This window comes from Paenibacillus sp. MMS18-CY102 (assembly GCF_009789195.1).
In the GTDB taxonomy this organism is placed as follows: domain Bacteria; phylum Bacillota; class Bacilli; order Paenibacillales; family Paenibacillaceae; genus Paenibacillus_T.
On the sequence record NZ_WSTC01000021.1, the window covers coordinates 92,098 to 107,301 of the forward strand.

A 15,204-nucleotide genomic window follows, 5' to 3' on the forward strand; every position below is an offset into this window, starting at 1 on the left:
AAGCTAAGTGCCTAGCGAGGTGGAATTAATAGTCGAGGCGGTTTGTGATATACCCCGATACATGCCAGTTGGAGGCGCTGTCATAAAACTTATAGTAATTTCCTACCGCTTGGCTTAGGCCATAGACCGTGCCGGATACGGATGCAACGAGTGCGTTATTCTTGTAAATATGGAAGTTGCCGTTGATTTGATCGGCCGTCGTTGAGGTTACGTTGATTAGCCGGAACTCGTATTTGACGCTGCCTACATAAACGATGGCGTTATAAAATCCTTGGTTGCCTGAGCTCAGCGGATTTTCCGTCCAACTGGCAATGGCATTGCCGCTTGTTGCGGTCAGCCATGCGCCGGTACCGCCGTCTTTGACATAGAGTGGGCTGGTAGAGAATACGCCGTGCACGTAAGTAGCTGGAGCTGCCGAGCTTGATACGGCGATCCCCATTGTCATGATGAGCAATAACAAGGAAACCGCGACTAGCCACTTCTTTTTCATTAATCATCCACCTTTCAGTTCATGTATTGGGTTTGGTACCCAGATGAACATATGTGGCGTATGCATAAACCATTCCTATTGATGCAAAAACCGTATGCCACGTCCTGGTTGCCCAGTCGTAGCATACGGTTTTTGTTGTGGTTAGCTATGTGTTGTGCATCCTAGGCTTCGGCATACTTCTCGTAAGATGCCCCGTCCATGACACGGCGTGCGGTTACATAACGCTTCGAGTAGTACGAATCGTTAAGTGCGCTGATGGTAACGCCTTTGCTGGAGGATGCATGCGCGAATTTGCCTTCGCCGACATAGATGCCGACATGCGAAATTCCGTCGCCGCTCGTATTGAAGAATACGAGATCGCCAGCGCGAAGGTCGTCTTTATCGACGGCAGAGCCCATTTTGGCTTGGGAACCAGACGTGCGCTCGAGCGAGAGTCCGAGCTGTTTGAACACGTACTGTGTAAAGCCTGAGCAATCAAAACCTTTGACCGAAGTGCCGCCGGACACATAAGGTGTTCCGATTACAGCGTCGATCTTGTTGTCCAGCGTCGAATCCGCGAACGCACTGCCGACTTGAATCGTCAACAGCATAGCTAGTCCGAGTAAAACTGCGAGCGCTTTCTTCAAAAGGTGGTGCTCCTTCCAGAGCCTACGAGGTTAGCTGTGGGGTTCGGTTGAAGGTTCCCTATGAATCCTGCAGCACACGTCGATGGGACGAGAGGCGGAGTCAATTCACCCTGAAAATGGTTCCCCCGTTTACCGCCAAGGCGGCAATTCGGCAAATTTTGTCTAACAATCTAAAGATTCGATAAAGTTTTATTTTTTCCTGCCAAATCAATAGGAAAATTTTATTAGATTTCTGAGAAAAAGAGGGCTAAGAGCGTAGTCTTATCGCACTGGAGGTACGGATGCACAAAAACAAAGGCCGTGCGAGCCCGCCCTAACGGGCGAAGTATCGTACGGCCTTTATCTGTTGCATGGCAATTGCCATGCCTATGATGCATCTTAGTCGACGTCTGGACCGCCATCTACTTGGTCAGCCGGATCGTCCGCGTATTTCTCGTAAGATGCGGTGCTCATTACGCGTCGAGCGCTCATGTAACGATTAACATAGTAGGAGTCGCTCAAGTTGCTGATCGTGACGCCTTTGCTGGAGGAAGCGTGAGCGAATTTGCCATCGCCGACATAGATGCCGACATGGGATACGCCTCTGCCGCTCGTATTGAAGAATACGAGATCTCCTTCACGAAGGTCGTCCTTGGCTACTGCTTTGCCAAGCTTGCTCTGCGCGCCAGAAGAGTGGGGCAGAGAAATGCCGAATTTCTTGAAGACGTACATGGTAAAACCAGAGCAATCGAATCCTTTGGTCGTCGTTCCTGCGGAGAGGTACGGCGTGCCAATAACATCTTCAATTACTTGGTTCAGTTTGGAGTCTGCTTTGGAATCCGCGAAAGCGCTTCCCGCTTGAAAAGCGAACAATAATGCGAGTCCGAGCAGCAATGCAGTAAACTTACGCACGTTGTAGTGCTCCTTCCATTGCCTACGAGGTTAGCTGTGGGGTTCGGTTGAAGGTCACCTATGATACCCTCTGGCCGTGCTTGAATATCCAATAAGCGCGGTCGGGATCAATTAACCCGGAGTGGTTCCCCCGTTTTCGTACACTGAAATTCGGCAGCTTTTTATGTACAGGGAATAATAATTCGGATTTTTTGAAGAAAATCCTTCCTAACTGTCGAATTTCTAATAATTCTCATGGTATTGAGCGGGATTCGGGGGATTTATGAGAGGTTTTCTCATTTTCACTCGGATTTTTGGGCATTACTTCAGCAAATTCCACCCCTTTTGCAGTAGCTGTCTCGCGCGATCCATTAATCCTTGGGATGTGGAAGGGCCAGGATGGCCATTGTTGTTGCTGCCGTTCGAGGGTTTCGGCAGTTTCCTGTACACTTGCTGGTCAAAACCGCACTGATTCATGATGCTTCTCAGTTCGGCAGCTACCTCGGCGAAATAGGCGCTCGAGTCCTCTGATACCCATACCTTGTCCAGCTCTTCCCGGCTGTCATACACGCATAATTCATGCTGTTGCTTGAGCAGCTCAATGCCGGTCGCTCGTAAAACTTCATGGATCCCTGCAATTTGATCATAGAGTTGGGCAGGGGAGCCATGCTCCCTTACCGTAATGAATCTTACTCTGCCATTTGCATTCAACGAATTGCGTGAGATATGCCCGCCGTACGGTTCGCATTGGCGTTTCAGTTCGTCCAAATCGTTAGTCTCCACTTTGCCGTGCCATTCAAAATAGGGGACCGTTTCTGCTGTCATCGGGTTATGAAAATAGCACTCTTCCTGTGCTGGGATCTCAATCTTCGTGCGCACGGTGCTAAAGCCTTGCTTTCCGAAATCGGAGGCAAGCGCGTTCATCCTCCGTTTCACATGCTCGAAACTTTCACTGTGCACAATGCCTGTAAACATCGGCTGATCAATGCAGTCGCCCTGATCGAGCTCAATCATCACTGGTTTGACTTGCTGCTTCCGGCATGCCTGAATAAAAGCCTGCTTGTCCTCTATTTTGAGGCTTGCAACGGTCACGTGAAATTCAAATTCCATATCCATGCTACACTCCAAGTCCCAGTATGGTGTATTGATGATGATGATGATGTGCAACACAGCCGTGTACAACCGTCCAAAACAGGTTGTTTTTGGAGCTCGCTAGCGGCATTCCTTTTGAATCATACGGCTATCTTCCGAAGCCATTTCACTTTACAATACTATCCGCAGTTATTCTTTTGTTGTCCATCTTCCTATCCAAAAGCTTTAAATTCTCTTCTAACGGACCGCAAAGCCGTTATAACCCTCTAAAAGTTCTTCTAGCAAACGTAACGGACTCCACGGCCGTTATTTAGCCAATTTGCCATCTCGTGAGGAGAGTATTGGCCAAATAACGGCTGCTCGGTCCGTTAGAACGCAAATATGCCTAATTATGATCGAATAAGACCCGCTCGGTCCGTTAGAATGTCTAAGGAACGGGTTCTTTTGATTTACAAACGGAAGAAGGGTGTCCCCAATTTTCGCTTTGGGGACACCCTCTTGAGACGATTAGGTTCGTTTGTGATGTAAACAGTCGAATTGGGTGGCGACGGTCCACACTTTAATCATCGTCCTCACAAAATGATAGGCCTGATGCAGCAGGACGGCGAGAAAACCGGCCCACAAGAGAGAGGCGGAGGTAACAAGCAATCCGGCGAACGCTCCAATTCCCCACATGAGCAGGGAGATCGCGGCATAAGGCAGGAATCGTTTGGCCGATTGCCACAAGCCTTTAAAGATGCCAGTGCCAGAGGCTGCGCCGAACTGCATAGCGAGAAACAGGAGATGGAGCAGGATGCCCCATGCGAACCAGGCACAGGCGCCAGGCAGGAGCTGGCGGATAATGTCGGCACGCGAGCTTGCAGCAAGAGCGATGTCGAATGCACGTGGCAGCAACCAATAGCCGGGAGCTAATGCCAGCAGTGACTCTGTCCAATAGAGGGCGGTTACAGGGAGCCAAGCGCGGCGAACCCCTTGCATGAAGCGGGTGCCGGTGTCAGTTGTTGCATGATGAAGGGAGTGGAACAGCCCGGCATTCAAGATCGGTGTCAACACCATGCGAAGTGCGATTAGGCAAGCGAATGTCCAGAGATAAGGGTGAATGAGGTCAGTCTTCATCAGCTGGAATTCCGCTTCGTATAAATAGAGGCGGCTGGCAGAGGCTGGCATGCCGCTGCCTGGATAGCGGCGCAGCAGGGGCATCACGATTCCGTCAATAATACGGTAGAGGAAGAAACCCCATAGCAATTGATAGACGAACAGCAGAATGATGATATAGAGGTGTCGTACCGTCAGCGTCCAGCCGGCGCTCATATGCTGCTTCACCATAAACACTCCTTTCCAAATGCCGGCCTTCTGCCCGGCGGTCCGCTAGCGGTTAGGATTGCGAGCAGCCCGTAACACCTCTTGCGCATCATCACCAGCCAAGCGCTCCGATTAGCCCCTCAATCAGCTTGGCGGCTCCGAGGCTCCAACGCGTCCGTGTGCGTTCCGGCAGCTCGGCTTTCATATAGTTGTTAATTTGCTTATTATCGAGCACATTCGTATGCTGCGGGTCAATAGAAGCCCAATCGAGCGGTGAGGAGTGCTTGAACCGGAATAGGCTGCTTGCTTCTGAGCCATCCCAGTTGCGGCTGACGGTCGTCCCGTCGGCGAACCGGAACTGCACAGGCACGGGGCCGAAGCTGCCTCCGAGCCTGCGAACCTTCACAACTGATTCATAGGAAATACTGCCGTCGTCAAGCTTCGCAGAATCGACCGTAATGCTTTCGATGGAGAAATCCGCCATCTTATCGCCATAGACATATTGGCGGAAGTAGTCGCTCCATTTGGTCTTCGTCACTTGTTCGACAATGCGTTCGAAATCGGCGGTGGATGGATGCTTGAACTTATATTTCTGGAAATAGGTTCGCATAATCTTCTGCATCGCCTTGTCTCCCGCAAGTTTCTCGATGCCGACAAGCACCAGCTTGGCGCGCATGTACACGTTCTCTGCATAATGGTCATGGCTTTGATAGGACCATGAGAGCTGCTTCAGCGGTGCAGGATCGGTCATGTAGCTGGATTCAATCGCTAGATTCGGCAGCACCCCGTACTCGGTCTCCATCACTTTGTCTTCCGCATAGGAGGTAAACCCTTCGTCTAGCCACGCTTCTTCGAACTCATTGGATGCGACCATGCCGTACCAGTACTGATGTCCAATCTCATGAACGACCGTTCGCTCTAAGCTATAGCCTGGGTTGTCGTCCTCAGCAGCGAAGGAGGTGACGAGCGTTGGATATTCCATGCCGCCGGCGCCATTGGCGCCTTTCGGCGGAACGACGACCGATAACGTTGAGTATGGGTATTCCCCATACCACTGCGCGTATTTGGCTAGGGCGGATTTGGCGGCGTGCATGTAGCGGTCCTTGAGCCCTGCATGCAGCGGATCGAGGTACAGCTTGATGCGTACGCCAGGAACGCCGGTAGCTGAGAAGGATTCTTCTGCATAAACGAAATCTGGGGAGGCGGACCAAGCAAAATCATGCACATCATCGGCATAGAACGTTAAGGTTTTCCAATCACCATTCATCTTAGCTGGCTTCGTCTGGAATCCGGTGGCTGCCACTTTATATCTCGCTGGCAACGTAATGTTCACGCTGTAGATGCCAAAATCGCTATAAAACTCAGAGTTGCCATGATACTGGTGGGCATTCCAGCCTTCAGCTACACGCCCGCGGGTGCCTGCTGGCTCGTAGACGGCGAGCTTCGGGAACCATTGGCCTGCCATGATGAACTTGCCGGAGTAGCCCATGCGGGCGAACACCTCGGGCAGTTTCACGGTAAAGCCAACCTTTAGCGTTACGCTCTTATTCGGCTCAACGGGCTTCTGGAGCCGAAGCTTCGCAAGCGTCTGGTCCTTCGCGTTGCCATCATCCGGCTGCACATAATGAAGGCGCGGCAGCAAGTTTTCCCCTTGCTCAGTAAGCAGCGAAGTGATTGCCATGCTGCCTAAGCTGTTTGCAGTCGCATGATCCTCCCGCAATTGTCCGCCTGACTCACGCATGAAGGTGGAATCTGGCGATTGAAACGCGTTGGGATACAGATGCCAATACAGCTCGGATACAGGCTTGCGGCCGGGGTTCGTCCAAGTGACGGCTAAATTCCCTTTCAATGAACGGCCTGTTTCGTCGAGCTTGACATCGATGTGGTACTCGGTGACACGTTTGCTTAAGGCTTGGTTGTTAGGCGACATGCCGGTGTCAGGCTCTGGCTGTACGGGTGTTTTCACAATGCTGTTGTTAGGTATACTGCGTGTTGGCGCTTGCGGCGCCGAATCGGCTCGGTTTTTCGTATCCACATGGGCAGCGGCATCAGGCTCGCTCGTCTGGGCCGGTCCAGCAGCATCATCGGCGGTGCTGCTTGAGCCGATGGCCACTGGATCATTAACCGGGGAGAAAGCATACGTATACTGCGATTTCCATGCGTCACCGAAGCCTTGGGACAACGTAACACTGAATACAGCGGCGAGGAGCAGTGCGACCGCTATTCCTTTGACGTGTCGTGGAGTCATTGAACGATTCCCTCCCGTTGACAAGCATCTAAGGCATGTATATGTTTGCATTTCACGGATTATTAGCTAAAATGGAATTATTCTGCGACAGAGCGGACAATCCCAAGCACAGTGCGGTTTCGCAGGGAATAGATGCGCTGCCAAGCGGCTGCAAGCTTGCGCGGCATAAGATAACGGAGAGGGTGAACGGTACAAGATGGAACAACAAGGCCAAGGGGGAGGCTCCACAGAGCCGAAGCCGAAGAAATCGCTGTCCCTTAACGTCGTCAGCAACAAGGAACATCGTGGGTTCGGCGCAGGGTCGATCGATTTGAGCGCAGTATCGCCAGTCGTTATTGATGGCAATGAGGCGGTTATTGATGTAGGGGCTATGCACGCGAAGAGCAAGATCGAGAAGGGCATTAAGTTCAGCCCGAATAAAGAGGATGTGCCGAACGGCCGTCCGTGCTGGATCGTTTGGGTCGCAGTTGACCGTAACGATGAGGGAGCTTTTTATGGCGGGGCAACGGCTTGCGATATGCTAGTCGATACAGAGGCGCGCCGCGGTTGGAAGCTGCTGGCGGATCATGTGAACCGTCTCGATTATGCGATTAAGCGGCGGTTCATGCTAGACAATCTGGGACCTGAACAGAAGGCGGCATTAAAGCAGCTGCTCATGGACCATAACCAAGAATGGTGGGACCGTTCGCCAGACACGTTGAAACAAGCGTTGGAGGCGTAACGAGGCAATAATGATGAATAAGCAAGCCGGTTAATGTCGCTTCTAACGACGTTAGCCGGCTTTTTTGCTGTGTATGTTAACCAAATCGACACAAAAGGGAGATATTCGACAAATTAACGATTGGTTTTTAATGGATTATGGCATACAATGTTAGTTAATATAACATCAGATGCAGCAGGGGAGGCCGTTAATTATGTTGAAACCGTTCCTATACGTGATGAATCGTCTGAAATATAGCCAAAAGTTCGTACTAATTGCCTTGCTCTTCTTAATCCCTACCGGATTTATGTCTTATTTCCTCACATCAGAAATTCAAGTCACCATGAATATCGCCAAGAAAGAGCAGCAAGGTGTTGCGTACCTTAAGCCCTTAAAGGAACTGCTGCTTACGGTTCAGAAGCATCGCGGGGTTGCGAATGCTTATCTGAATGGGGATGCGAGCAAGAAAGCGGATCTCGATAAGCTGGAAGAGAAGTGGAAGAAAGAAGTGGCGGCTGTGAATGCAAGCGATGCGATGCATGCCGAAGATTTTGGCATTAAATCGCAGTGGGGCGGGTTAGAAACAAGGCTGTCCATGCTGCTGGAGCAATACGGGACAGGATCTGCTGGCATCAGCTTTGCAAAACATACGACGATGATCGAAGAGCTGCTTGATTACAACGTGACGGTATCGGATGCCTCTGGGCTGACGCTTGACCCTGAACAGCACACGTACTATTTAATGGATATGCTCGTCCAACGGACGCCGCTCTTGATGGAGAAGATTGCGGAAACCCGTGGGTTGATTACGGGCACATTGTTGCGCGGGAGACTGACACCTTCGGAGAAGCTGGAATATCAGATTGATTATGACCGTATTGAGACGGCAATGACAGGTTTGCAAAAAGATTGGGTAAGCACCACGGCCAGCAGCCCTGATATTCAATCCATTCAGGAAAGCTTCATAGCTGCATCTACTGCTGCACGCGATTATGTTGGTTTGCTGGATACAGAGATTTTGAGCGGCAGATTATCGATGGATAGCGATACGTTTTTCGCCAAGGGGACGGCGGCTATTGACCAGATTTCGGCGCTCTATAATGAAACAGCAATTATGATGGACCATCAACTGCAGATACGAATCGATGATTCCAAGGCGCAATTGGTTCGGATGCTCGTGCTGACAGCTGTGGCGCTGCTGCTCGTCGTTGCTTTCTTTATTGCTTTCTATAGCAATGTCCGTAGCACAATCACTGCACTGGAAAAAGCAGCTTCGCGGCTGGCTGCCGGCGATGCTTCTGCTAGGGCTGAACTGCAAACGCGTGACGAGCTTAGCGGCGTTGGCGTTGCGTTTAATCAGGTAGCAGAAACGTTCGCTTCCCTGCTGCGCTCGAATCAAACCGTTGCCGGCCAGCTTGCCTCATCCTCGCAAGATATGGAAGCTGCGGCGAATGCTACGACGATTGCAACAAACCAGATTGCACATGCGGTGCAAGAGTTGTCTTTGATGGCTGAGCAGCAAGCAGCTGTATCGGAGCAAAATGCAACCGCGATGCACGAAATGGCCGGCGGGATTTCGCGTATAGCTGAGACAGCCTCCTTGGTGTCCGATAACGCTGGGCAAGCGTCGGCAGGCGCGATTGATGGGCGGCGGGCTGTAACTGCTGCAACAGAGCAGATGGCTGTCGTTCGCAAGCGCTCAAGTGAAACGGCCGACGCATTGTCTGAGTTAGGCGAGCTGTCTGGGCGCATTGGCGATATCGCTGCCGTGATGACGGATATTGCCGGCCAGACTCACTTGCTTTCGCTGAATGCGAACATCGAAGCGGCGCGGGCCGGCGAGCATGGCAAAGGCTTCGCTGTCGTCGCGCATGAGGTACAGAAGCTATCGGAGCAATCGCGCCAATCAGCTGATGAGATCGGCGGGCTGATTGCAGAAGCGACTGCAGGCATTGAGCGGGCGGTCGCGGCTATGAGCGGCAGCGCAGGAGAGACGCTTCGCGGCATGGCGTCGATGGAGCAAGTGACGATCGTATTCGATGGCATCCTCGAATCGATCGGCCAAGTTGCGGAGCAAATTAGCGAAGTGTCCGCTGCCTCCGAGCAACTGTCCGCCGCGACAGAGGAAGTGGCAGCTGCGGTACAGGAAACGTCCAATCACTCTCGCGTAACATCGGAGAAGACGCAGGAAGTGTCGGCGTCTACAGAAGAGCAATTAGCCAGCATGGAAGAGGTGTTAGCTTCCTCAGAAGCGCTGAATGCGACCGCTGGGCGGCTGCGGAAGGAGCTGGACCGGTTTACTTTTTAATATAGCGGGATGAAAAGGCGGTCGCTGCGGCGACCGTTTTTTGATGCTGGTACAGGAAAAGCTATGTTGAATAACTAAGTCAAGATATCTATTTCAAGTCAATGTTTGCTAATGATTTGAGACTTTGGGTTTGAGGCATTGAAAAATGAGTTATAAAATCGGAATCAAGAAGGCGCGTATAAAGGACTATTTACATAAAAGGTAAAAAAAGAATAGACTTTAGAGGGGGCATGACTGAAAAGAAAGTGGGAATATGAGGGGATGCATAAGTTGCTAAATAAACTGATCTTCGTGTGTTTAAGCATAAGCCTACTCATGGTTAGTTCTTGCAGTTCAGTTAGAATAAAAAATAAAGCGCAGGAAAATATCACTGATATTGATTTGTACAACACTTATTATTTTATGAAGCTTTCTTCGGAATTAAATGATTCTTTGGGATGTAGCTTGGACTTGAATTTCTATAATGAGAACCCTAATTTGTTTATTACACATAACAATAAATTTGATAATCTTTCAAATATCTACTATGTATTAGAACTAATGCACGATGCTAACGTCAAGCCTAGTTATATGTTGAAAGAAGAACTTTCAGGCTATCTTAATGGATTGCAGACGAATATAGGGAATTTTGCATTCTCTATAAAACACAAAGAAGAAATCGAGTCCACTCATGAAATAGGGCATGAAACGTATCTCTCGAGTTATTCTGCTTTAAAAAGTTACGCTTATTTGGATATTACTATTAGTAAAGATCAAGCAAGCAAGTTGAACCATTGGATAGATGGAGTAGTGAGCCATTCTGATTTCTGGGACTCGCTTAACATTGAATCAGTAGGTGACCTTCTGATGGTGCTTGAAATAAGTAAATTGGCAAAAATCGATTTAAGCAAACATGGAGATGACATCCATAAATCCATATTTAAGTTAAGTGATGAGATAAAGGATTATTTAAAAAAAGCAAAACTCTCTTTATTCCTGTTAAATGATATAGAGAGGCTGCTATCTATTGCTAACGTGGGAAAAGAAAAATATTTCACTCCTGACACAATTACATTCTTGTTAAGCCTGCAAACAAAAGATGGGGGATTTAAGCTGTTCGAAGCAAATGAGAATAGTGATTTATTGTCTGCTTATTATGGGCTTAGATTGCTACGGCAACTTGAACAGGATATTCCTCGAAGAGAGGAATTAATAGTAGCTTTGAAAAAGTATGGTCAGAAAAATGCGTGTTTTGATGTATCAACAAGCTAGCTGTATATAGAAAACTGCTACGAGACCGGAAGTGGAAGCCACAAGTTTTACTAATATCGGATTAGGTTTGGATATAAACGATGTAGTAAACATTTATTTATCTACAGCAATATATCGTCCTCAAACTGAGTTTAGTTTTTAATTAAAAAGTATCCAATAAATAAACTGGCTTGTTGAGCACAATAATAAGGGTATGCCTTGTTCACTCAAGGCGGCCCTAAAACGGGTAATAACTAACGAGGGTGGATTTACCAACCTATAATTCAGGTTGAATTCAGCTTTGCTTGGTAGGATTAATGCATCGGAATCGTTCCAGGTGTACATGATAAAAAACGCCAGGTGCGGCATAATGCCGAACCTGGCGTCCCTAGTGCTTCTCGCTGCGCGATAGTGTAAGCTTGTCCCTTACAGTACGCGGCGAGCCTGGTTGTAGTTGTTTTTCCACCAGCCGGAGTTAATGTTGCTGATCTTAACGCCGCCTGCACCATACGTATGAATGATATTGCCGTTACCGATGTAGATGCCTACGTGGTGAATCGGAGAGTAGAAGAAGACGAGATCGCCCACTTGCAGGCTGCTTTTTGCTACATATTTGCCGACTGCGGATTGCTGCTTGGAGCTGCGTGGCAATTTCACGCCGAGCTGCGAGAATACGCGTTTCGTGAACGACGAGCAATCGAATACAGCTGTTGTGCTGGATGATGCGCCGTGCTGGTAAGGCGTGCCGAGATATTTTTTGGCTACCGATACGATAGTGGATTTTTGGGATGCGGTTGCGGCATGTGCGCTCTGAGTAGGCATAACACCGCTGATCGATGCTGTAGATACCGTTAATGCTACAAACGCTGCAGCCAAGCTTTTGCCAATGACCGATTTTTTGTTCATCATGTTGTAATTCCTCCGGTTAGGTTTGTCTTGGTTGTGTTGTATTGCTACTATAGCACGGATTTCTTTTCCTAAAGGCTCCCATTGAGTGGGCAAACCCTTGATGGGGCTCATTTGTAACCGCATTCTTAGAATTGCATGAGAGTTCCCTCATTTAGGGCAGGTTTGGCAGTGTAAGGGTTATCATGGAAGCCGCGTGCAAATGGGCGGAGCTCAAACATAGGCGCAGCAAGGGTTTGGCCAATATGAGGCTTATCGTTCTTGATGCGTGAAAAAAAGGTGTCCCTAGGCAGCGTGAGCCGCTGTGGGGACACCTTTTCTACTATATAAGGGGGGAGGGTTAATAAAATATCATAGCGAGACATAACGTGGCGGCAATCGTATTGAGCATGCAGGCCCAAGGGTGTGCGCGAACGTTACGCCATGCGCGTGCTGTAGCGCGGCACATGAGAATGGCTGCGATAATGGTTGCGGCTGCGAGCAGGTCGGTTGCCCAGCGCAGTAAAAGCCCGCTAGCCGAAGCGGGATCCTGCAGGGTTCCGTGATGCGCATGGCTGCCTAAGTTAGCGCCGTCTCCGGCGGCGGCTTGCGTGCCCAACAGGAGTGCCAGTAGCGGCAGGGCAAACAGGTGAATGGCATGTGCGCCTAGTACAAGCAGCGTGCCGCCGAGCGGCCCGAGCTTGCGCAAGCGGAGCTTGGTGACGCGCGAGGCATGCGCAGCTGGGGTGGCGGCGTGATGGGTTAGTGTTTTGCTGCGGCAAGCGTCGGCCAATGGATCAGTCATAGGCGCCAGCCTCCTCCAGTCAGATGCAACAGTATATGACGGGCGGCTGGTCCGTTATGAGCTTTGATTATGGCCGGCGCAATACGGTGGTTATTAGGCGGAATATCTCTTTTGTTGTGCGGCGAAGCCCCTCCTTCGCCGCATCTGGCACCATGGCTTGTTCGAGGGAGACCGGACCGGCCACGATGGGGAAGGCTGCGGTGATGCCAAGCAAGGCGAGCTCGGAAGCTTGCGGCGCGACATCACCGGCGAGGGCGATGACGGGGATGCCGCGTTGGCTTGCGGCATGGGCGACGGCGTGAGGCGCTTTGCCGCGGGCGGTTTGGCCGTCGAGCCGGCCTTCGCCGGTGATGACGAAGTCACAGCCTTCGAGCAGCCGGTCGAAGCCGGCTGCCTCGAGCACGAGCGGCGCGCCAGGCGTAAGCGCCGCGCCAAGCAAGCCGGCGAAGGCAGCGCCGAGACCACCGGCTGCGCCAGCGCCGGGCATGCGCTGCACGTCGCGGCCGAGCTGCTCGCGAATGAGCGCGGCAAAATGCGCCAGGCCGCGATCGAGCTGCGCTACCGCACTGGCGGAGGCACCCTTTTGCGGCGCGAATATGTAGGCTGCACCCTCAGGGCCGTGCAGCGGATTGTCGACATCGCAAGCGACGCGAATGCGTACGTATGCGAGTTTTGGATGTGCGGATGATGGGTCTATTGTGGCGATGCCAGCCAGTGCTGCACCGCCATGCGCAGCTTCGAGCCCGTGTGCGTCGCGGAATGAATAGCCGAGCGCTTGCAGCATGCCCACGCCGGCGTCGTTAGTAGCACTCCCGCCGAGCCCGATGATCAGATCGGTGCAGCCGCGGCTGAGCGCATCGGCGATGAGCTCGCCCACGCCGAAGGTTGTCGTGTGGAGTGGGTTTCGTTCGGCGGATGGCACGAGCGTGAGGCCGCATGCAGCTGCAACTTCGATGACGGCGGTTTGCCCATCGCCGAGCAGGCCATAACTGGCTGTTACGGGTTTGCCGAGCGGTCCAGTTACTGAGCACTTGATAAGCTGGCCCCCAGTGGCGTGGATGAGCGCATCAACGGTTCCTTCGCCGCCGTCGGCAAGCGGCACGGTGAATATCTCTGCGTCGGGGCAGGCGTCGCGTACGCCGGCAGCCGCCGATTCGTTCGTTTCTTCCGAGACTAGGCTTCCTTTGAATGAATCAATCGCAATAACAACCTTCATATCGGGTAACACCCCTTTTATATTAGATTGCAAGTATTTACAGTATGCCCGATGTTCGGTACAATGGGGTGAGTTTTTAGTTAACCAATTACTAAATATTTAGGTTAACATATATTGCGATAGGGGGAACTGTCAGATGAGGGAGCAGGCGGAAGGCCGCGCAGAAGCGGTGTCAACGGGGATGAAGTGGGGAGATCTAGCGGACAAAGCGCTCAGCGGCGAGCAGCTAACGTTGGCTGAAGGGTTGTCCGTGTTGGAAGCTGGCGATGATGAGGTGCTGCCGCTGCTGCATGCAGCTTTTCAAGTGCGGAAGCATTATTATGGCCGCAAGGTGAAGCTAAATATGATTCTGAATGCTAAGAGCGGCCTTTGTCCTGAGGACTGCGGCTACTGCTCGCAATCGATCGTATCTACGGCATCAGTGCCCAAATATACATTGCTGGATAAAGAAACGCTCTTGGCAGGCGCGCGCGAAGCGGTAAACCGCCATGCGGGCACATATTGCATTGTTGCGGCGGGCCGGGGACCGACTGAGCGTGAATTGGGGCAGGTTATCGATGCTGTGCGCGAGATTCGGGATACGATGCCTTTGAAAATATGTGCATGCTTGGGTCTGCTGAGCGAGGAGCAAGCTGATCGGCTGCAAGATGCAGGCGTACATCGCTATAACCATAACCTGAATACGAGCCGTGAAAATTATAAGTCGATTACGACGACACACTCCTACGACCAACGCGTCGAGACGGTTGAGCGAGTGAAGCGAAGCGGCATGTCGCCTTGCTCGGGCGTCATTGTCGGCATGGGAGAAACGCCGGAAGAGCTGGTCGAGACGGCGTTTGCGCTGCGTGAGCTGGATGCGGATTCGATTCCGATCAACTTCTTGAATCCAATTCCCGGCACGCCGCTTGCGGATAAGCAACTGACGAGGCCCCTTCAGGCGCTCAAAACGCTCGCGCTGTTCCGCTTCATCTGCCCGTCCAAAGAAATTCGCGTCGCAGGAGGCCGTGAGCTAAACTTGCGTTCGCTTCAGCCGATGGCGCTGTACGCGGCCAATTCGCTGTTTGTCGGCGACTACCTGACGACGGAGGGCCAGGCGGTCGATGCCGACCATCAGTTGATCGCAGACATGGGCTTTGAGATTGAGATGTGTGCGCTCTAACGGGCGTATATTTATGATGAGCGAAGGCGGCACAGAGGCATTGTCTCTGTGCCGCCTTTTTTAATAAAATGTAGGGCGGCTGTCTCGTTGCATGAACTGCAATGGCGCCGGCGGGACGGGCTAGTCGAGACGCTGCTATTGCAAAATGTACAGGGCTGTTGATTATCCAATTAATGGTCAAAGAAATGTATGAATGTTCTCCAAATATACCTTCCATTCAGGTGGTAAGGTCTGAATTGTAAATAAACGATCAAAATCGGCAAATGTCATTCG

The 15,204-nt window shown here is 51.2% G+C and carries 13 protein-coding genes and 2 riboswitches; of the genes, 4 read left to right on the forward strand and 9 right to left on the reverse strand.

Going from position 1 to position 15,204, the window contains the following annotated elements; translation table 11 throughout:
* Window positions 1–25: 25 nt before the first annotated feature.
* The 6 genes from GON22_RS16630 to GON22_RS16655 form a co-directional block, all read right to left on the reverse strand.
* Window positions 26–490 carry a hypothetical protein gene (locus GON22_RS16630; protein WP_160397224.1) on the reverse strand — a complete coding sequence of 155 codons (465 nt, stop codon included), beginning with the start codon at window positions 488–490 and terminating at the stop codon, window positions 26–28.
* A gap of 161 nt (window positions 491–651) precedes the next feature.
* Complete coding sequence (locus GON22_RS16635; protein ID WP_202113274.1) at window positions 652–1,116, reverse strand: C40 family peptidase; 465 nt, start codon at window positions 1,114–1,116, stop codon at window positions 652–654.
* Between the two features lie 4 nt (window positions 1,117–1,120).
* Window positions 1,121–1,280: riboswitch (cyclic di-AMP (ydaO/yuaA leader) on the reverse strand.
* A gap of 214 nt (window positions 1,281–1,494) precedes the next feature.
* Entirely contained in the window at window positions 1,495–2,007 is a 513-nt protein-coding gene (locus GON22_RS16640; RefSeq protein WP_160397225.1) for an NlpC/P60 family protein, read from the reverse strand.
* Window positions 2,008–2,011: 4 nt separating this feature from the next.
* Window positions 2,012–2,173, reverse strand: a riboswitch (cyclic di-AMP (ydaO/yuaA leader).
* Window positions 2,174–2,307: 134 nt separating this feature from the next.
* On the reverse strand, window positions 2,308–3,096 hold the full coding sequence (locus GON22_RS16645; RefSeq protein ID WP_237179199.1) for a hypothetical protein: 789 nt from the start codon (window positions 3,094–3,096) through the stop codon (window positions 2,308–2,310).
* A 489-nt stretch (window positions 3,097–3,585) separates the two neighbouring features.
* Window positions 3,586–4,404, reverse strand: coding sequence for a hypothetical protein (locus GON22_RS16650; RefSeq protein WP_202113275.1), 819 nt, complete (start codon window positions 4,402–4,404; stop codon window positions 3,586–3,588).
* 88 nt (window positions 4,405–4,492) lie between these two features.
* The gene (locus tag GON22_RS16655; RefSeq protein WP_160397226.1) at window positions 4,493–6,628 is read right to left on the reverse strand and encodes a M1 family metallopeptidase; all 2,136 of its coding nucleotides are present in this window, start codon (window positions 6,626–6,628) and stop codon (window positions 4,493–4,495) included.
* Window positions 6,629–6,824: 196 nt separating this feature from the next.
* On the opposite strand from GON22_RS16655, the gene GON22_RS16660 reads away from it, so the two are divergent.
* From GON22_RS16660 to GON22_RS16670, 3 genes are all read left to right on the forward strand, one after another.
* A complete protein-coding gene (locus tag GON22_RS16660) occupies window positions 6,825–7,349 on the forward strand; it encodes a YwhD family protein (protein ID WP_160397227.1) in 525 nt (174 codons plus the stop codon).
* 193 nt (window positions 7,350–7,542) lie between these two features.
* Window positions 7,543–9,636 carry a methyl-accepting chemotaxis protein gene (locus GON22_RS16665; RefSeq protein WP_160397228.1) on the forward strand — a complete coding sequence of 698 codons (2,094 nt, stop codon included), beginning with the start codon at window positions 7,543–7,545 and terminating at the stop codon, window positions 9,634–9,636.
* Between the two features lie 270 nt (window positions 9,637–9,906).
* Complete coding sequence (locus GON22_RS16670) at window positions 9,907–10,887, forward strand: hypothetical protein (protein WP_160397229.1); 981 nt, start codon at window positions 9,907–9,909, stop codon at window positions 10,885–10,887.
* Window positions 10,888–11,292: 405 nt separating this feature from the next.
* Here the strand turns inward: GON22_RS16670 and GON22_RS16675 are convergent, their stop codons facing one another.
* From GON22_RS16675 to GON22_RS16685, 3 genes are all read right to left on the reverse strand, one after another.
* On the reverse strand, window positions 11,293–11,775 hold the full coding sequence (locus tag GON22_RS16675; RefSeq protein WP_160397230.1) for a C40 family peptidase: 483 nt from the start codon (window positions 11,773–11,775) through the stop codon (window positions 11,293–11,295).
* Between the two features lie 337 nt (window positions 11,776–12,112).
* Window positions 12,113–12,556: a hypothetical protein gene (locus tag GON22_RS16680; RefSeq protein WP_160397231.1), complete on the reverse strand. Its 444-nt coding sequence runs from the start codon at window positions 12,554–12,556 to the stop codon at window positions 12,113–12,115.
* 67 nt (window positions 12,557–12,623) lie between these two features.
* The gene (locus GON22_RS16685; protein ID WP_160397232.1) at window positions 12,624–13,772 is read right to left on the reverse strand and encodes a glycerate kinase; all 1,149 of its coding nucleotides are present in this window, start codon (window positions 13,770–13,772) and stop codon (window positions 12,624–12,626) included.
* A 136-nt stretch (window positions 13,773–13,908) separates the two neighbouring features.
* On the opposite strand from GON22_RS16685, the gene bioB reads away from it, so the two are divergent.
* Window positions 13,909–14,931, forward strand: coding sequence for a biotin synthase BioB (gene bioB / locus GON22_RS16690; protein WP_442954382.1), 1,023 nt, complete (start codon window positions 13,909–13,911; stop codon window positions 14,929–14,931).
* The last annotated feature ends 273 nt before the right edge of the window (window positions 14,932–15,204 follow it).

Excerpts from the sequence above, each read along its gene's own strand:
- GON22_RS16630 (WP_160397224.1), bottom strand. The coding sequence starts at position 490 with ATGAAAAAGAAGTGGCTAGTCGCGGTTTCCTTGTTATTGCTCATCATG.
- GON22_RS16645 (WP_237179199.1), bottom strand. The coding sequence starts at position 3,096 with ATGGAATTTGAATTTCACGTGACCGTTGCAAGCCTCAAAATAGAGGAC.
- GON22_RS16650 (WP_202113275.1), bottom strand. The coding sequence starts at position 4,404 with ATGGTGAAGCAGCATATGAGCGCCGGCTGGACGCTGACGGTACGACAC.
- GON22_RS16655 (WP_160397226.1), bottom strand. The coding sequence starts at position 6,628 with ATGACTCCACGACACGTCAAAGGAATAGCGGTCGCACTGCTCCTCGCC.
- GON22_RS16660 (WP_160397227.1), top strand. The coding sequence starts at position 6,825 with ATGGAACAACAAGGCCAAGGGGGAGGCTCCACAGAGCCGAAGCCGAAG.
- GON22_RS16665 (WP_160397228.1), top strand. The coding sequence starts at position 7,543 with ATGTTGAAACCGTTCCTATACGTGATGAATCGTCTGAAATATAGCCAA.
- GON22_RS16675 (WP_160397230.1), bottom strand. The coding sequence starts at position 11,775 with ATGATGAACAAAAAATCGGTCATTGGCAAAAGCTTGGCTGCAGCGTTT.
- GON22_RS16680 (WP_160397231.1), bottom strand. The coding sequence starts at position 12,556 with ATGACTGATCCATTGGCCGACGCTTGCCGCAGCAAAACACTAACCCAT.
- GON22_RS16685 (WP_160397232.1), bottom strand. The coding sequence starts at position 13,772 with ATGAAGGTTGTTATTGCGATTGATTCATTCAAAGGAAGCCTAGTCTCG.
- bioB (WP_442954382.1), top strand. The coding sequence starts at position 13,909 with ATGAGGGAGCAGGCGGAAGGCCGCGCAGAAGCGGTGTCAACGGGGATG.